This window comes from Paenibacillus sp. FSL L8-0435 (genome assembly GCF_037965655.1).
GTDB lineage: Bacteria > Bacillota > Bacilli > Paenibacillales > Paenibacillaceae > Paenibacillus.
Window position 1 is genome coordinate 3,516,710 of sequence record NZ_CP150185.1, and the last position, 19,217, is coordinate 3,535,926.

A 19,217-nucleotide genomic window follows, 5' to 3' on the forward strand; every position below is an offset into this window, starting at 1 on the left:
TGGGGGAACGAAGTTGGACACAAGTAAAAAGAGACGAGTAGGCAGTTTGGTCATGATCGGTGTATTGGCCCTATCTGCAGCCTTGAGTGGGTGTAGTAACGGGAACGAAAAGAAAACTGAATCAAGTACACCAGCGACAACGTTGGAGCTCAAAAATGGGAAGTATGATCCACCAGTATCCATTACGTATTTACGACCATGGGGTCCAGACGTGAAGTTTAAGTCAGGCGAGGATCAGGATAACAACGTCCATACCAAATGGGCTAAGGAGAAACTCGGAATTGAGTTGAAAAACCAGTGGATATCTCCATCCACCAATAATGCATTTGAGACAAAACTGCGCCTGTCACTGGCTTCCAATGCAGACATGCCAGACATTATTTCGTATCGCGGCGAATTCAATCTGGTGCGTGAATTGATTGAGTCCGGAAAATTTGTCGATGCGGGCGAGTTGTTTGACAAATATGCCAGCGACACATGGAAAGCAGCCGTAAACGAAGATCCTTCCGTATGGTATCCATACATGCAAGATGGCAAAAAGATCGGTATTCCGATTCTGGACTATTCCTATAATGGTGATCCTGTCATGTGGATCCGTGAAGACTGGATGAAGAAATTCAATCTGGAAGCCCCTAAAACTATAGATGATCTTGAAATCATTATGGAAACGTTTACGAATCAAGATCCAGATGGCAATGGGAAGCAGGACACCTACGGACTGACCATTGGCTTCAAGAACTGGCTGAACACATGGATGTCTGAAGCTGGGTGGGTATTTGGCGCTTATGGTACAATGCCAAACCAATGGAATCTGACGGCAGATGGAAAACTTGAATACGGTTCCGTTACACCTGGTGCAAAACAGGCTTTGGCCAAATTACAGAGCTGGATGAGCAAAGGGTATATCCCGGAAGAAGCCGGCGTGTATGACGAGACAAAAGCTGCTGAAGAATTTACTGCCGGAAAAGCAGGTATTGTGGTTGGTCCTCACTGGATGCCATCCTGGCCGCTGGAGGATGTGAAGAAAAACAATCCTGAGGCTGAATATAAGGCGTATCCAATTCCTTCCGGTCCAAACGGTCAAGCAGGAAGACATGGTACGTCAAACGGAAATGGCGTAGTTCTAATTAACAAAGACATGAAAAATCCGGAAGCCTTTTTCACCTATCAGAACTATCTCTTTGATCACTATGCGAATCCTAAAGAGGGCGATGAGTTTGAGCATGGATTTGCGGAAGGATACGATTGGGTTATGGTAGATGGGAAACCATCAACTGATGCAAGTCTTACGGGTGGTTATGCTCCCGAGAAGTACACTTTGACTTTTGATGGAGCGCGTATTCCCAATCTAAGTATGACAACACTTGCCAAGCTGGCAAGCGGTGAAGAAGCAACTACACCGTTTGAGAAGAAAATCAAATCAGGTGTACCAGTACCTATGCTTGATGCAGCCAAGATTGTTTTGGATCAAAAGGATATCGTGTTCAATCAAATGTTTACCGGTGCACCTTCAATGACAATGCAGATGAACAATGACATTTTGACAAAGATGGAGAAAGACACCTTCTCTCAAATTGTATATGGCAAAACCTCTGTGGACGCGTTCGACTCATTTGTTGAGAAGTGGAAGTCTTCAGGTGGAGATCAGATTACGAAAGAAGTTAACGAGTGGTATGATTCCGTGAAAAGCGGAAAATAGGATGACAAAGGGCTGGCTGAATTGATTCATCCCGGCCACATAAGCACCAAAAAGGCATTGCCGGAGATCTTCTCCTGCAATGCCTTTTTGTATTCGATATGGGGAAGGGAAACCGGAGAGATTACCAGAATGTCAAGGCTGGCAAGAGTTATCTCTTAAACCGGCAGATTTTCCCGATATTCTTGCGGTGTAAGATCATAAAATTTCTTGAAAACTCGAATGAAATATGCGGTATTGTTGTAACCGACAAGTTCTGCAATCTCAAACACTTTGGCGGTTGATGTTCGCAAATGATAGGCTGCTTTCTCCATTCTTAACCGGTACACATAGGCAGTAAGTGCTTCACCTGTCTCCGCCTTGTATACCTTGGACAAGTAGACTGGGTGCAGATGCACATGGTCGGCAATTGCAGGCAGTGATACATCTCCAGCCAGATGAAGGTCGACAAAACTTTTGACGCTGCGCACAATGGTGCTGTGATTGTCTCTAAGCTCTTGTTCAGCATCATCTCGTATGTAATGAAGTGTACGCACGGACCAGTCCTGTAGCTGCTGCGCAGTGGAATAGCTGGGAGCTTGAAAGTAACGATAGGACTCTGCTGGTATCAAAGAAGAGATTTGTTTGCCATTTTTATGAATGATGTACGCAAACGCGCCCGCAATAGCAAAATACACCTCAAAAGTTGACTCAGCAATATCATGATGTTCATTGGAATGCAGCAGTTCCTCAAAAATGTGTTCGATTTTCTGTTCCACATCCTCAAAGCGACCAGCTTCGAGCAGGCTAATCAACGTTGGTGGCTGATAAAGCGACCTAATCGTATGTAGAGGATTGGCATCCGTTTCATCGGAAGCGGTGACAAACAAACCTTGCACCTGACCCATCCGTTTACGCATGGACATAACTGTTCGCTCATAGAGTTCTCCAATTTCGTGGGGAAACTTGCCCCAACTGGAGACGGAAATGGAGATTGCACCTTTCAGGTATAACTGAACATTGGTTTGAATCTGGGCAGCGTACTGCTCAAGCAATGTCTGAGGCGTCTCGCTCCTGCTGTAACTCATCGTTGGCGGATGCTTCATGCTAACCAGAACAACAATGTAATCGTGAAGGTCACGTGTATGCCAGATATGAAAATGATTATGCATCACTTCACTAATGATATTACATATTGCATATTCCATTAGGGCCAGGTCGCCGTGCGCCATCTCGGATAGATGTTTCTCCATACGGATAATCAGCATGCCGAGATCCTCTCCTACGGAGTAGGGGAGTTCCAGCAGATCAAGCTTGTCTGCCAGCGTCTTCTGATCATAGACTTTTCCAGTCAGCAACTCATGCAGCATCGTGGATTGAAGCAATGGCAGATGATCCTGAAAGGCGTGTAAGGCTCTTTGATGAGATGCTGCGGTTTCCCACTTTTCTTTAATTCGATGAACAAGACGTTGCACGGATTCGATCAGATCTTCATCGCTAACAGGTTTCAGCAAGTAATCAAAGCTTTCCTGCGCAATGGCCTGTTTCGCATATTCAAAGTCGGCGTGGCCTGATAACAGAATCGTCTGCACATGCGGCCACTTTTCATGAATCGCTGTAATCAGTGCAATGCCTGACATTTCGGGCATACGTATATCCGTAATTACAATGTCAATGTCGTGGTTGTCCATAATTTCCAGCGCTACTGCACCGGATAAGGCTTCATGAACTGTACCGATCCCGCAGCTTTCCCACGGAATGGTCTCTGCCAGCGTTTCCACGACGGAACGTTCATCGTCAACTAATAATATTTGCAGCATGGGTCGTTCACCTACTTGTCTGTATTGTCGTGCCACGTGATGTTAACTTTAATCCCACCCATTGAAGAATGATCATAAGATAGTCCAGATCCTTCACCGTACAGAAAAGATAAACGCTGATGGACATTCCATGTACCACATCCCATATTCTCATCCAGTGGTTTAAGAAGATTATCTCTCAGATGATCAAGCTGTTTCTCAGACATGCCAAGCCCGCTGTCCTCCACGATAATTGTGTACACATCATCCTCGCAGTCCGCATAGATTTTAATCTCACCATCTACCGATTTGGGCTCCAGACCATGAATAATAGCGTTCTCAATAATAGGCTGGAGGGTTAGTCTGGGAACTGTTTTATCTAAAATATCATGGGGCACGTCGATTGTAAAATGCATTCGTTCCAGACGAAGTGACTGGATTTCCAAATAATTTTTGACCATTGTCAGCTCTTCACGAAGCGTGGCTTGATCCTTTTCGGACCTGGTTATGTATCGGTAATACTCTCCCAGATTCAGTGCCATGGCTACTACGGCCTTTTCATTTTTCATTCGGGCCATGTTCTTGATATAGAACAGGCAGTTATATAGAAAATGCGGATTAATCTGCGATTGCAACTGTTTGAGCGTGGCTTCCCGACTTCGTAATTTCTCCTCATATACATTCTCGATTAACTCTTGAATTCGTTGAGCCATGATGTTGAAACGTGCAAATAACAGGCTGAACTCATTGCGTGCAGAATGATGAAGCCGAACGGAAAAGTCTCCGGTGGACAAGCGATTTGTCCCCTTAACCAACTGTAAAAGTGGAAGCTGCACACTTCGGTAGAGTGTATATAATACAACAACGCTCATCACGATCAGAACGGCAATTGAAGCGTAAAAAAGATTTCGGCTGCTCGTAATCGGTTTCAAAATTTGCTGCATAGGCACATAGTCAACATAATACCAGCCGAGGCTCTTGGATTGAATATAAGAGACGTAATATTCCGTTTTGTTCAACGTTGTACTGAACCCACCGCTGGCCTGCAGTTTTGCTTCTTTCAGGGAAGGCAGGATTGCGTTCAAGGTTTCCTTTCCAGAACTATTGCTAATTAATCCATAATCGGGATGGAACATGAACGGGTCACCTTTATTATTTAACTTGTTTTGATTAAGAAGTGCAGTTAAGTGATGAACTGGAAAACTGATTTTGGTAATCAATCTGGCTTTGCCAGGTCTCGCCATCGCTGTCGTTGGATCGGTGGTGTACCAGATAAACTGATTGTCGGCATAGGTCCAGGATTGCGAGAGAGGCTCCTTAAATTCATCATCCATGTACGGAATGTAAGCATAATAATCCGTTGATATCACTTTTTGCATCCTTGGGAAGTATAGTGTGATGGTCGAATGCCATTTGCTTGCTGCGTTGTACAGATTCATTTTCTCCAGAATGGCGCTTCCAACTTTCACACGTTCATAGGGAATGTCCTTGTAGTCGGGACGTTGATATTCCTGAATACTCGAATCTTGCCCAATAGACATCCCATACAATGACAATTGGTAAATATTGGATTCCACTGAATCAGCAAATGTTGAGAGATGATTCATCGTATTGTTCTGAATCTCGTGTTCGATAACACGCACGCTTTCCCGGTTCGAGTATGTATAGAGAAACAGCACCAGAATAAGCAGCATCACAAACAACAGTGTAATTTTGGTAAAGACATTCAAGCGTGTGAACAAAATCCAACCTCCTTAATCTTATTAAAATATTGATATCGTTGTTGCAATATTAGGATATAGATCACAAATTTCCATTGCTATAATTTTAATATACAAGTTCACGATGACTTGTAAAATACAAAATTTAGAACATGGGGGATGCAGGAGTGAAGGAACATACGTTAGAAACGCCGCATAAACGGCGCTCCACCAGGGTTAAACAGCGCTGGAATATGCAACGGAACTGGACCTTGCATATGATGCTCATTCCAGCTGTATTGCTGGCACTGGTGTTTCAGTACATACCGATGGGCGGCATTGTAATTGCTTTTCAGGATTTCAAACCATACTTGGGATTTTCTGAATCCAAATGGGTGGGTTGGGACAATTTCCGATATTTATTCTTATATCCGGACGTAGGTCAGGTGATCTGGAATACGCTGGTCATTGCATTTTTCAAAATCATCGCAGGACTATTCGCTCCATTCCTGTTTGCCATTTTGCTCAATGAAGTACGCTTGACGGCATTCAAGAGAGTAAGTCAAACGCTTGTGTATCTACCGCATTTCCTATCATGGGTTATTCTCGGTGGTATTCTGCTCGATATCCTGTCTCCACAGGGCGGCATGGTGAACCAACTTGTCGAAGCCTTTGGCGGAGAACCGATCTTTTTCCTTGGAGATGGTACATGGTTCCGGATAACACTGATCGTCAGTGATGTGTGGAAAGAATTTGGTTTTGGTACGATCGTATTTCTGGCTTCTCTCTCAGGGATCAATCCAGCGCTTTACGAGGCTGCGGAGGTGGATGGGGCCAACCGATTTAAACAGACGCTGCACATTACGATTCCGGCATTAATGCCGATTACAATCGTACTGATGACACTCTCTATCGGTAATATCCTGAACGCCGGTTTTGATCAGGTGTTCAACTTGTATAATCCACTTGTGTATGACAAAGGCGACATCATTGACACGTTTGTATATCGACTCGGGATTCTGAACGGGAAGATGAGTTTTGCCACAGCAGTAGGGTTGTTCAAATCTGTGGTTGCTACCATTTTGATTGTTATATCTTACAGAATGGCTTACAAACTAGCTAATTATCGAGTTTTCTAGAGAGGAGAAAAGGGCTTGTATTATAAAACAAAAGGATACCGCATATTCAGCATCGCTAACTATACTTTTCTTGGGATATTATCGATACTCTGCATTTTACCAATTATTCATATATTGGCTGTTTCATTCAGCAGTATGGCGCCAGCATCATCAAACCTGGTTACCTTCTGGCCCATCGGGTTCACAACCGACGCATATGTGAAAACATTCGGGAATTCAAACTTCATCAACTCCTTGATCGTATCACTTAAACGGACTGTAATTGCGACGATCATTGGTATAGTCATCATGCTCTTAACCGCATTTCCGTTGTCGAAGGAAGATATCAGTTTTAAAGGTCGCTCCTTATATACGTGGTTTTTCGTATTTACCATTTTGTTCAGCGGCGGTTTGATTCCAAGTTACATTCTGATCCAGAAGCTTGGCTTGATGAATACAATCTGGGCACTTATTCTGCCTGGCGCACTGTCCGTGTGGAACGTTATTCTCATGATGAACTTCTTCCGCGGACTGCCCAAAGAACTTGAGGAAGCAGCTTATTTGGATGGAGCAGGTCATATCAAAACGTTGATTCTGGTCTACGTACCACTGTCGCTTCCAGCTATCGCAACCTTGTCCTTATTTACGATGGTGTATCAGTGGAACTCCTGGTTCGACGGCATGATCTATATGTCTGATATTAAAAATTATCCACTTGCTTCTCTGCTACAAACTATTATCGTTCAGCAAGATCTCAGCAAAATCAACGTCGATCCTTCCATGTTGGAGAATATCTCGCAGCGAACTGTACGCGCAGCACAGATCTTTATCGGCGCGCTTCCGATCCTGATGGTATACCCGTTTTTACAACGTTTCTTCGTTAAGGGGATCGTTATTGGAGCAGTCAAGGAATAGGCTATGCAAATGCAAGGATAACTGAGCTGAGGGAGGAAGAAGGATGAGAAAAGGACTGGCCTGTATGATGGCATGGAGTTTAATGGCTTCTCTCGTTTATCCAGCAACTGCTGGAGCAGAAAGTGTACAGGGTCAAGCGGAGGTGGGAAATGTGCAGGCGAAAAGCCTGCACTTCTCTGTTCCCTATACAGACCTGACCGGGCATTGGTCACAATCTGCAGTTACACGTTTGCAAGACTTGAATCTATTGAAAGGTTATACGGACGGTACATTCAAGCCCAGTCAGGTCATTAGCCGAGCTGAATTCGTTATGATTCTGGATCGGGCCTTTGGTTTCACCGGTAATGCAGCGACTGGCCCATATGTGGATATGACTTCAGACGATTGGTACTATGACGTCATGGTACGAGCGAATGGTTCTGACATCATCGAAGGAACAGACCGTGAACATCTGTCACCACAACAACCGATTACACGTCAAGATGCAGCGGTTATGGTAGATCGAGCTTTTCAACTTTCAGCGGCTACCAATGAAGATAGTGAACAATTGAAATTTCAGGATGCAGATGAGATCTCCGGTTATGCAAAGAAAGCGCTTACCTATCTGGTGGACGAAAATATTCTTAAAGGTTTCCAAGGCAAATTAAATCCCAAAGCCCCGATTACACGAGCGGAGACGGCAACAATGTTGTCGGCGATGATTGCAGATGTGAAAAGTGCTCCTGGTATATATGAGTCCCGAGTGGATGGCAACTTGATTATTAATTCAACGGATGTCACGTTAAAAAATATGATTGTTAATGGAAATCTGCTGCTGGCCGAAGGCATTGGCGAGGGATCTGTTGTTCTTCAGGGCGTAACGGTTACAGGAAGTGTCATTATTAAAGGCGGAGGCAGCCATTCCATCAACATTAACAACTCCAAGCTAAATCGAGTAGTCGTTGACAAACGTGGGGAACCCGTCAGAATCTCCATTACGGAAGAAAGCAACATTCAGGAGATGCATGTAAAGCAAAAATCCATTCTGGAGATCTCTTCAAACAGCCTGATTGATTCCATGAATATTCATGCAGAAGCGAGTCAGACTCAAGTGGATACCAAAGGTACAATCCAAAAATTGAGTGTAGATGCCGATGATGTTGTGATCAACGGAGAGAAAGTAAAACAAGGATTGCGCACATCCATGGTGGGTGAAGCCCAACAACCTGTTTCTTCGCAGCCTGGCGGTTCAACAAATGTGACAAGCACATCCACACCATCTTCTCCAGACGGGCAATCACCGTCTACACCATCGACACCAAGTAATCCTGCGGGTGAAAAACCGGTTCCAGCAACAACAATTCCGCATGATCAATGGGAGCTGGTCTGGAATGATGAGTTTAACGGGCCTGCGATTGATTCTTCCAAATGGACCGTGCAGGATACAGGACTCGTTTATAACAATGAAATGCAATATTACAGCCCGGATAACACTCGCATTACGAAAGATCAGAATCGTAGCGTGTTGCAGATTGAAGCGAAAAAGGGGCCGAAAAATGGTAAGGATTACAGCTCTGGCAAACTGATCTCCATGGGAAAAGGCGACTGGACCTACGGTAAAGTGGTGGTACGTGCGAAGCTTCCTATAGAAAAAGGCATGTGGCCTGCCATATGGATGATGCCAACAGATGAAGCGCATTATGGAGGATGGCCTGCCTCTGGAGAAATCGATATTATGGAGCTAATTGGTGGCAAAGAGAGTAATAACAAGGTATATAGCACATTGCATTATGACAGTGTGAAGCCTGACGGTTCCCATGGACATGATCAGGGAAGCCTTACTCTTCAGAAAGGAGAAACTTTCGCTGACGATTATCATGATTTCCAGGTAGAATGGTTGCCGGGTATGATTCGTTTCTATGTGGACGGTAAATTACATCATGAAGTGACTAACTGGCAAACGAAGGCCGCGGGCCAACCCGAGTATTATACGTTCCCTGCACCATTTGATCGTCCATTCTATCTGATTCTGAATCTGGCAGTTGGAGGAGACTGGCCGGGGGCACCTGAAAGCAACTTCACTTCCGAAAAGATGAATGTTGATTTTGTGCGAGTATATTCTTACAAAAATCTAGACACATGGCCTGATGTAACAACAAATCCCATCGAGCCTGCGCAACAGCGTGACCCACAAGCCGATGGCAATCAAATCTACAATGATCGTTTTTCGGAAGGGTCTGCAGACAATGGAGTGCCTCTGCAGTGGAAATTCATCACAAATGCTGATGGAGCTGGCAGTGTCAAAGTTGTAACGGATGAGCAGAAAGGGAAAGCAGCAGAAGTTACCATTGATGCATCGGGTACTGAAAACTACTCGGTTCAACTCACTCAGATGCCGATGTACATTAAGAAAAACAAAAAGTACAAAATACAGTTTGATGCGAAGGCATCTGCTGACCGTACAATCATGTCCAAAGTGAACCAATTCGAAAAAAGCTGGACCAATTATTCGGGCGATAACACCTTTGCACTCACGACAGATTGGCAATCCTATGACTATACCTTCAATATGCGGGATGGCACGGATAACAATGCCAGATTCGAATTTAATCTGGGGTTGGATGATACAACCGTTTGGTTTGCCAATGTCAGACTGATCGAGGTGGGTGAAGCTGATCCGTTAACTGTCGAACGAAACGCGCTACCTGATGGCAACTTTATTTACAATGGCACATTCGATCAAGGCAAGGAGCGTCTGGGATTCTGGTCAAGCAGCATTCAGGACAGTGCGGCAGCCAATATAAGTGTAAATAACTTTTCGAAATTCCCAATTATGGAGCGTCAGCTGGTTGTTGATGTTACTCAAACGAATGGAGACCCACAGCAAGTTTCGGTGAACCAACCGGATTTGAAGCTGGAAGCGAATACAACGTATGGTTTCTCCTTAGATGCCAAGGCAGACACACCGCGAAGTATCGACATAGATGTTGTCAGCAGTAATGGGCATACGGTACAGGTTCATCAAGGGCAAAACCTCTCCTTGAACCAAGAAATGAAAACATTCACTGGAGAAATCATCATTGGAGATGGAGCATCAATCGCACAATCCGAGCTAAGACTGTTATTTGGCAGTTCTAAAGGTAAGGTATACGTGGACAATGTTCGTCTGACGAAACGCGGAAAACCTCTGTCAGTGAATGGCTACGCACATGTACCTGCAACCGAAGCCTGGATGATGCAGGGCTTACAACTGGAGGACTCCGTAGAAGGAGGAAAACATGTCAGTTACATGGACCAGGGAGATCTGCTGCAATATAAAATCGATGTAGCTCACGACGGAGTATATGTTCTGTCTGCCCGAATGGCCAGTGGAAAGAGTGATTCCAAGGTTCAGTTCAGCATTCAGGATGAACAAGGTACAACCGTTGCACAATCAGACCTGAGTCTTGGAGACACGGGTGGATGGCAAGCATATCAAACGGTGTATTTTCCAGGCGTCAACTTAACAGCAGGCAAACCCTATTATGTGAATTTTGAAGGAGCAGATTATAATACACGTTGGGTGGATATTTCACAAAACAAAATTCAGAACAGTGAGCTAACAGCTGATCTGAATCATTGGGAGCTAACTCCTAATGATCTGACAGCCTCACATGACGAGGGCGCAGGATTAACGATCCACTTGCCTGGTACAAGTGAACATTGGTGGGATGCTTTGTTACAACAAGGTCAGGTCAAACTGGATGCAAACAAAACGTACCGACTTACCTTCGAGGCATCTGCTTCAAGTCCTAAATCCATGCAAGCGGTTCTTTCTCAGAATGCAGGGGATTTTGTGAAGTATTTTGAAGAAGAAGTGGAATTAACCGCGGATCAAAAGTCGTATACTTATACCTTCACCATGGGAGATACCTCCGATTCGGCAGCCATGCTTGCATTTGGATTAGGATATCCGCTATCTACAGGTGAACACTCGATTCACATCAAAAACGTTCAATTATATGAAGTTAATCCAAATGCAGATCAAGGAGGGCAGCCAGCTCATGTTAATCTTATCCCCAATGGCGACTTCTCCAAAGGTGAGGAAGGTTGGTTTACCCACGCGGATGGTAATGCAGCGGACCTTGAGATGCAAGTTAACAATCAACAGCTTCAAGCCAAAATTGGTGATGCAGGACAGCATCCATGGGATCGTCAAGTCATCAATGAAGGATTTGGCATACAGCAAGGTTTTAAATATAAATTAACGTTTAAAGCCAAAGCGGAGAAGTCCAGGAAATTGGGATTGGGGATTGGATGGGTCGATGCAGCTGCCAACTATGAATGGCATGGTTTCTTTGGGGCACGAGTTGATTTGACTCCAGAAAAACAGGAGTTCACGTTTACATTTGATGCAACAGAAGACAGCTATGCGAATACTCGAATCTCATTTGATCTGGGTAACATTGATGGTGTGCAAGATGGCAACACAACCGTCTCATTATCCGAGGTCAGCTTGATTAATCTGGGTCCTGCCAATTAACTTCTGAATTCTCTATATTATTGAGGCTACAATAAATGAAGAATCCGATTCCGTGATGCCGGAATCGGATTTTTTGATCTCTCCGTGAAGAGAAAGGACTAGATTGTTATCGGATAGATGGGATTAAATATCTAGTTTGCGAGTACTAATCCATTTGACCATTTCAGGATCATTATGGGAGAAGAAAAGGCTCTGTTTGGTATCTAGCGCAGTAATCGACTCAATATCTGCTTGGCTTAATTCAAAATCAAAAATATTGAAGTTCTCAATAATTCTTTCTTTACGCACCGATTTTGGAATAACCACGACTTCACGTTGGGTCAACCAACGCAAAACCACTTGAGCAACCGATTTGTTGTACTTTTCACCTATAGATACCAATACCTCATTCTGGAACAAGTCATTTTTCCCTTCAGCAAAAGGTGCCCAAGATTCGATCTGAACATTATTTTCTTTCATGAATTGTCCAGTTAAGATCTGCTGGTTGAAAGGATGTGTTTCGACCTGGTTTACAGCAGGGGTTACTTCGTTTTGCAGAATCAAATCGATCAGACGATCCGGCTGGAAGTTACTTACTCCGATTGCACGTATTTTTCCTTCACGATACAACTCCTCCATTGCACGCCAAGAACCATGTACGTCTCCAAAAGGTTGATGAATTAAATATAGATCCAAATAGTCCAATTGCAATCGTTCCAAAGATTTTTCAAATGCTTGTTTGGTACGTTCATAACCCGTATCCTGAACCCAAAGTTTTGTCGTGACAAATAATTCTTCTCTGGCCACACCACTACGTTTGATCGCTCTGCCCACGGCTTCCTCGTTTAGATAAGAGGCAGCAGTATCAATGAGACGATACCCAGCCGATATGGCATCCATAACACTTTGTTCACATTCGTTTGCATCTGCAATCTGAAACACACCAAAGCCTAGAACAGGCATCTCAACACCATTATTTAAAATTACTTTTTGCATATATTAACCTCCAGTTGTGGCATGTCTATATTATTGCATTCCTGCTCTAAAAACCGATATCTAATTTGTCTTATATGCTTGCCTAATTCTCTTATTACCTATGCATGCAGAATAAAGTTGTCCAGAAATGACATCATAAAGAAGTAGTATACATCTCAGTTTCCAGAGGAGGATATCTTGTATGGCTGACCAGAAGAAACGCAAAGAAGCTGCCTGGAAGTCACGTAAGCAAGAACAGCATCCCCATGGCAAAATCAAATCGCTTAAAGAATTATCCAGCGAATATGAAGAGAAACCTACTACGAATTAAGCAAAAGACTGTCAGTGAATATTGCTGGCAGTCTTTCTTCATATATTGCAGACATTGAGCCATACGTCTATATACTCTATTCTAAAAACGAATGAACACAAGATATAATGTCTGAATAGTTCGTAAATAACTGTGAACAAATCGTTAATTCATTGACATTGCATGTGATTTTAATTAGAATACGAAATGGACTTCAGGTTGATAACAGATATGAGTATCTTTATGTTTAGTTTAGAGCTTAGCTGTTGAATCTTTAAATCCTAACAACGAATATAGGAGCGACAATATTACAATCCTATATGAAGATTAGGATTTTTTGTTTTTAGCTTTGGAGTATAATTTGAAAGTTGGAGGCTGGCTTTACCATGGACAAATGGTTCAAACTTAAAGAACGAGGCACGACCATCCCCACAGAAATTATCGCAGGGGTTACAACATTTTTCACAATGGTATACATAGTTATCGTAAACCCAGGAATCCTCAGCAGCACAGGCATGGACTTTAACGGAGTATTCATAGCAACGGTACTGGCAAGTATTGTGGGAACTCTGATTATGGGAATATGGTCCAATTATCCAATCGTCATCGCGCCGGGTATGGGCCTGAATGCATTCTTTGCCTATAGCGTAGTTGCCGGATATGGCGTGTCTTGGCAGGTTGCACTGGGAGCCGTATTTATAGCAGGGATTTTGTTTATTATTTTATCACTGACTTCATTCCGTTACATGTTGCTTGATGCAATTCCTGCTAGCTTAAAACATGCCATAACCGCAGGGATCGGATTGTTTATTACAACGGTAGGTTTGCAAAATGCCGGGATTATTGCCGATTCAGAATCGAATTTGATTACGATCGGAAACTTGGCTGAGCCAATGGCTTATCTGACCATTATCGGATTGATTATTACCGTTGTGCTGATGGCTTATAATGTGAAAGGTTATCTGTTCATCGGAATGGTGGTAACAGCGATACTTGCCTGGATCATGGGACTATTCCAAATGCCGGAATCGATTGTATCCATGCCGCAAGGTCTTACTTCAACGGCTTTGCAACTGGATCTGGCAGGTGTATTCTCGAATGGTTTGTATACGATCATATTTACGTTCCTGCTGATCACGCTGTTTGATACGACAGGCACGATGCTCGGCGTTGCTGAACAAGCAGGATTGCTTAAGGATGGTAAATTTCCACGCTCGCGTGGCGCATTATTGGCAGATGCCGTAGGAACAACCAGTGGCGCTTTGCTCGGAACAAGCCCAACATCAGCTTATATCGAGTCCAGCACAGGAGTCGCTGCAGGAGGAAGAACGGGACTGACAGCGGTAACGGTAAGTGTGCTGCTTGCGCTGACCTTGTTCTTCACACCGATCGTAAGTGTAATATCAAGCATTCCGGCGATCACTTCTCCGGCACTGATCATTGTTGGATACTTTATGATTAACGTCATCAGCAAAATCAAATGGGATGATCTCGAAGAAGCATTTCCTGCCTTCCTGATTATCATCCTTACTCCATTGACGCATAGTATTGCGACAGGCATCGGCGTAGGTTTCATCTTTTATCCGGTACTTAAGCTGCTTCGTGGAAAAGGAAAAGATGTTCATCCAATCTTCTACATTTTTGCGGTATTATTCTTCATTCAACTTGTGTTCCTGGACCACTAAAACTGTCTAATCAACAAGAGAACTGCCCTAACAAGCAGCTCTCTTTTTTTGCTTGTTCATACTCCGTTCATATTCCCGTCACGAAGGGGACATCTTCGATGGTTACACTAGACCTATGTCGCAAGAGCGGCTCTACAGATATAATGGACAGGAGAAGATGGATTTGGAAAAAACAGTGGAAGCAACAACAACGGGGACTAAGGGCCGTAAAAAACGGAACTTATGGTTAAAAATAATAGGTGGTATTGTCGGCGCGCTGGTGCTGTTCATGGGCATCACGTTTGTCGTTCATACGATAAGCAATGGGGCAGAGAAAAAGAAAATCGAATCGTACGGCCAATATGTCAATGTCGACGGAAAAAATATGAATGTATCCATTCAAGGCAGCGGCGAACAAACCATCGTGCTACTTCCCGGACAAGGGACCCCGTCGCCAGTGCTTGATTTCAAATTGTTAATCGATGAATTAACTTCTGATTACAAAGTTGTGGCGATTGAGCCTTTCGGTTATGGGTTAAGTGACCAAACCGAAACGGAGAGAACCACCGAGAATATTGTTAGTGAAATTCATGAAGCTGTAGAGCAGCTCGGTTTAGATCGTTATATTCTGATGGGGCATTCCATCACGGGACTGTACGCAGCGACGTATGTGAACACGTATCCGGATGAAGTTTCTGCTTTTGTCGGTATTGACAGCAGTGTTCCGAATCAACCTGGCATGGATGTTAAATTACCTTTGAACCTCATGAAATTCCTTCAAAAATCAGGCTTAATGAGAGTACTCAATAAAGTGAGTGGTGATTCATATGCATCACTTGACTATGATGAACATACCAAAGAACAGATGAAGTTGATTTCGAATCAAGTCTCGACAAATCCGACATTAGTAAATGAGCTTAAACACCTGGGTTCCAATTTCAAAAATGGAGAAAAACTCACGTATCCTCGTGATCTGCCAGTGCTTCTCTTTGTTCTTTCCAATAACGAGAAAAACCCGCAGTGGATTCCGCTGCATGAGGAGCAAGTGAAACAATCCGCGCAAGGAAAAATGATTCCAATGGAAGGTTCACATTACCTGCATCATACGAAATACAAAGAAATCGCCGAGGAATTCAAATCTTACATGAAACAAATCCAATAAGATGATCGATCATTGAACAGCGGTGTTGCAATAGTTGAAGGCAGGATTGAGGGGATACCCTTATCCTGCCTTCTTTCGTTTTTTTGGATAACTACTGTACCAAATGTTCCAGATCCGGCTGCAATTTGGTCCGCAAAGCATATAACATGATGGCCCCAACTAGGAACGCGACGGCATCAGCAATAACAAGTGACCAGATCACTCCATGAAAGCCGTTCATCTGATTAGCGACATACAACACAGGAATTAGTGTAATCCCTTGAATTATGGACATTACAAACGCGGCGGTTCCTTGGGCTGTTGCTTGGAAGATACCCATAAACAAAGAAGTCATTCCTGTAATGAACAAGGATAAAAAGGTTACATGAAGAATATAGCTACCCATTTCAATTAATTGCGGGTCAGTCGTAAATAAACCAATCAAGTGGTCAGAGATCAGATAAACGATAATACCGAACAGGACGGCTAAGCCCAAAATAGCTTTGATCGTAAATCCAATCGTTTGTTTCATGCGTAATTTGTTCGCTGTGAATGAGAAGGCAATCAACGGCACAACTCCCTCGCACAAGCCCATCAGAATAAACTCAGGAAATTGCAATAAACGTGATGAGATTCCATACCCCGCAACGGCCTGATCCCCATATTCGACAAGAAAAAGGTTAAGAATAAGCGACATTGCTCCCAAGAAGACACTCATAACAAAGACGGGAACACCAATTTTGAACACATTGCTCAGGATGTCCTTCGTCACCTTGAACCATTTGAGGGAGACGGTTAAGAATGGACTCTTATAACTCATATGGTAAGCGTAAAATGCACTCGCAACCAAGTTGGAGATGACGGTAGCAGATGCAACGCCAATCACACCCCAATGGAAGACAAAAATGAATAGTGCATCAAGGATAATATTTATAACAACACTGAGAATCATACCTGTCATAGAAGTGATTGCTGAACCTTCTGAGCGCACGATATTCTCCAGCGTGAAGAATAAGATGACGAAGGGTGAACCAATAAGCATAATCGTGACATACTCTTTCGTAAATCCGAAGGACTCTTTCGTTGCCCCCAGCCCATGAACGATTGGTTCAATCAGAGGGAGCCCAACGGCCATCACGATAATTCCGAGAACTAAACTACTGTAAAAGGCAAATGAAGATACATGCTTCAGATCATCTACTTTTTTCTCTCCCAGCAAACGAGAGATGAATGTACCGCTACCTATACCAATTAAATTACCAAGGGCCATGATGACCGCGAATAAAGGTAAAGTTAGTGCGAGTGCGGTTAACATTGCCGTATTACCCAGTGTGCCAAGGAAATAGGCATTCAAGAGGGAGTAAATAACACTCATTGACGTGCCTAGCATCATTGGGACAGCAAAATGAGCTACGGCTTTGGCGATTGGTGCTTTTTCAAAGTAATGGAGGTTTTCTGCATCCATGTGGGTCACTACTTTCTTCGTTAATATTGATCTAATCTAACACCGTTAGATTGAACCTTACAGTGTTAGATGTTATCATGAACGTATGAACCTGTAAAGCATAAACTTACACTGTTAGATAAAAGGGCGGATAGCGATGAAAAAACAACAGCCTCAGATTTCGGAAGATAAGATTTTGGAATTCTCGTGGGAGCTTCTCGGAGAAGAGGGCATCGAGAAATTCAGCATGAGACGCTTGGCAGACAAGTTGGGGATTCAGGCTCCATCTCTATACTGGTACTTTAAGAGCAAGCAGACGCTCTACCAGCGTCTGGCTAACCAGATATCGAAAATTATTCTGGACGAGTTTCACACTGAAGGGGACTGGAAGGAACAGATGGAGGGGCTTGCGGTGACGGTGCGAAGTGTACTCAGCCGGTACCCGTGCTCTACACAGCTCATGATGATGACGCTGCCCCATGAACCGGACATGATCCGCTTCACCAACCGCATGTTGCTCTGCATGGAATCAACACCACTAGAGCAAGAGCAGAAATTACAGGCCGTTCTTACACTGGTCAACTATGTATTCTATTTCGTACTGGACGATTATCAGCATCAGCGTAATATATCTGCTGCCATCAAAGAGCAGGAAGTACTTCAAGGTGAAGAGATGGTTAGCCTTCTGGATTCTATGAGCGAGAAGGAAGTTGGTCTGTTCAGCAGGATGTATAAAAACGGTATGTTTGAGGTGATGGGAACGGACAGTGCGTTTGAGTTCGGGTTGAAGATTATTTTGCTCGGGATCGAACAAGTGGTTAAGGAACATGAGAAGTAGAACGCCACGATCTGAGTAGATTAAACTCAACCATGTAGGAGAAACATTAGTTCTATGTAGAACTAATGTTTTAAAACGACAGATTGTAATATGAAGTGCGACACCCGCTGGAAATAAATAAAAAATGGCCCATGGCCGGATTCGTGTAGAATGAAGTCACCACAACAACCATTCACACAAGGAGAATCCACCATGAGCTACAGACATCTTAGCATAATCGAGCGCAGCAAGCTAGAAATCCTCCATCGGCAAGGTCAAAGTTCAAGAGGCATCGCAAAAGAATTAGGAAGACATCCTTCGACGATTTGTCGTGAATTGAATCGTGCTACTTCATCGCAAGCCTATCAGGCAGAACAGGCTCAGAGCGCGTATGAGGAGCGTCGTAAGGCTTCTGTCTCACCTGGTAAATGGTCCGAAGTCTTAGCTATTTCCTTGGAGGAAAAACTGCAGGCAACGTGGTCTCCGGAACAGATCACAGAACGTTTCCGCATCCAAGGTCTGCCGTCGGTCTCCTTTAAAACCATCTATCGTTGGCTCTATGCCGGACGTCTAGTTCGAGGCGTGTTACAGGTCCTTCGACACAAAGGGAAGCGTCAGAAACCCACAGAAACTCGCGGTAAATTCGCTATCGGCAGATCCATTTCGGATCGCCCCAATGAGGTTCGTTCCCGAGAAACGTTTGGGCACTGGGAACTGGATACCGTCGTATCAGGTCGTGGGAAAAGTAAAGGATGCGTAGCCACGCTCATTGAACGCAAAACCCGGCTGTATACCGCCATTCTCATGCCGGATCGTACCGCTTTGTCCATGGAAATTACGCTTGGTGTAGCCATCTCCCAGTACCCTAAAGGCACCTTCCTTACAGCCACGGCTGACAGAGGCAAGGAATTTGCTTGCTATGCAAACCTGGAAGACACACATGGCTTTCACGTCTATTTTGCTGACCCGTATTCTTCCTGGCAACGCGGTTCCAACGAAAATGGGAATGGACTACTGCGGGAGTTTCATCCCAAGGGCACCGACTTCGCTCAAGTAGAGGATGAAGATCTCGGCCACTCACTGGATCTGATTAACCACAGACCCCGAAAATGCTTGGGCTGGAGAACCGCTCACGAATCTTTCACAGAGGAACTGTCGCACTTGGTTTGACAATCTGTC

Annotated in this window: 13 protein-coding genes; 9 read left to right on the forward strand and 4 right to left on the reverse strand. The window is 44.0% G+C overall.

Annotated elements, in window-relative coordinates; genetic code table 11:
* The first annotated feature begins 13 nt into the window (after positions 1 to 13).
* On the forward strand, positions 14 to 1,699 hold the full coding sequence (locus NST33_RS15295; protein ID WP_339308555.1) for an extracellular solute-binding protein: 1,686 nt from the start codon (positions 14 to 16) through the stop codon (positions 1,697 to 1,699).
* A gap of 155 nt (positions 1,700 to 1,854) precedes the next feature.
* Here NST33_RS15295 and NST33_RS15300 read toward each other — a convergent pair whose 3' ends face one another.
* Both NST33_RS15300 and NST33_RS15305 read right to left on the reverse strand, forming a co-directional pair.
* Entirely contained in the window at positions 1,855 to 3,495 is a 1,641-nt protein-coding gene (locus NST33_RS15300; RefSeq protein ID WP_339308557.1) for a response regulator, read from the reverse strand.
* 11 nt (positions 3,496 to 3,506) lie between these two features.
* On the reverse strand, positions 3,507 to 5,216 hold the full coding sequence (locus NST33_RS15305) for a sensor histidine kinase (RefSeq protein WP_036671308.1): 1,710 nt from the start codon (positions 5,214 to 5,216) through the stop codon (positions 3,507 to 3,509).
* A gap of 212 nt (positions 5,217 to 5,428) precedes the next feature.
* Between NST33_RS15305 and NST33_RS15310 the strand changes: the two genes are divergently transcribed.
* From NST33_RS15310 to NST33_RS15320, 3 genes are read left to right on the forward strand one after another with little or no spacing between them, the layout of a single operon-like run.
* Positions 5,429 to 6,313 carry an ABC transporter permease subunit gene (locus tag NST33_RS15310; protein ID WP_237175766.1) on the forward strand — a complete coding sequence of 295 codons (885 nt, stop codon included), beginning with the start codon at positions 5,429 to 5,431 and terminating at the stop codon, positions 6,311 to 6,313.
* A 15-nt stretch (positions 6,314 to 6,328) separates the two neighbouring features.
* The gene (locus NST33_RS15315) at positions 6,329 to 7,207 is read left to right on the forward strand and encodes a carbohydrate ABC transporter permease (RefSeq protein ID WP_221821204.1); all 879 of its coding nucleotides are present in this window, start codon (positions 6,329 to 6,331) and stop codon (positions 7,205 to 7,207) included.
* 43 nt (positions 7,208 to 7,250) lie between these two features.
* Positions 7,251 to 11,708: a carbohydrate binding domain-containing protein gene (locus NST33_RS15320; RefSeq protein WP_339308561.1), complete on the forward strand. Its 4,458-nt coding sequence runs from the start codon at positions 7,251 to 7,253 to the stop codon at positions 11,706 to 11,708.
* 123 nt (positions 11,709 to 11,831) lie between these two features.
* Here the strand turns inward: NST33_RS15320 and NST33_RS15325 are convergent, their stop codons facing one another.
* On the reverse strand, positions 11,832 to 12,683 hold the full coding sequence (locus NST33_RS15325) for an aldo/keto reductase (RefSeq protein ID WP_221821208.1): 852 nt from the start codon (positions 12,681 to 12,683) through the stop codon (positions 11,832 to 11,834).
* A gap of 181 nt (positions 12,684 to 12,864) precedes the next feature.
* Between NST33_RS15325 and NST33_RS15330 the strand changes: the two genes are divergently transcribed.
* The 3 genes from NST33_RS15330 (at position 12,865) to NST33_RS15340 (ending at position 15,798) form a co-directional block, all read left to right on the forward strand.
* Positions 12,865 to 12,993 carry a DUF6254 family protein gene (locus tag NST33_RS15330; RefSeq protein ID WP_219845137.1) on the forward strand — a complete coding sequence of 43 codons (129 nt, stop codon included), beginning with the start codon at positions 12,865 to 12,867 and terminating at the stop codon, positions 12,991 to 12,993.
* Between the two features lie 365 nt (positions 12,994 to 13,358).
* On the forward strand, positions 13,359 to 14,657 hold the full coding sequence (locus tag NST33_RS15335) for an NCS2 family permease (RefSeq protein WP_221821210.1): 1,299 nt from the start codon (positions 13,359 to 13,361) through the stop codon (positions 14,655 to 14,657).
* 157 nt (positions 14,658 to 14,814) lie between these two features.
* A complete protein-coding gene (locus NST33_RS15340; RefSeq protein WP_221821212.1) occupies positions 14,815 to 15,798 on the forward strand; it encodes an alpha/beta hydrolase in 984 nt (327 codons plus the stop codon).
* Positions 15,799 to 15,889: 91 nt separating this feature from the next.
* Here the strand turns inward: NST33_RS15340 and NST33_RS15345 are convergent, their stop codons facing one another.
* On the reverse strand, positions 15,890 to 17,242 hold the full coding sequence (locus NST33_RS15345; protein ID WP_221821214.1) for an MATE family efflux transporter: 1,353 nt from the start codon (positions 17,240 to 17,242) through the stop codon (positions 15,890 to 15,892).
* Between the two features lie 136 nt (positions 17,243 to 17,378).
* Between NST33_RS15345 and NST33_RS15350 the strand changes: the two genes are divergently transcribed.
* Both NST33_RS15350 and NST33_RS15355 read left to right on the forward strand, forming a co-directional pair.
* On the forward strand, positions 17,379 to 18,059 hold the full coding sequence (locus tag NST33_RS15350) for a TetR/AcrR family transcriptional regulator C-terminal domain-containing protein (RefSeq protein ID WP_221821215.1): 681 nt from the start codon (positions 17,379 to 17,381) through the stop codon (positions 18,057 to 18,059).
* Positions 18,060 to 18,251: 192 nt separating this feature from the next.
* Positions 18,252 to 19,208 carry an IS30 family transposase gene (locus tag NST33_RS15355; protein WP_221821217.1) on the forward strand — a complete coding sequence of 319 codons (957 nt, stop codon included), beginning with the start codon at positions 18,252 to 18,254 and terminating at the stop codon, positions 19,206 to 19,208.
* Positions 19,209 to 19,217: the final 9 nt, after the last annotated feature.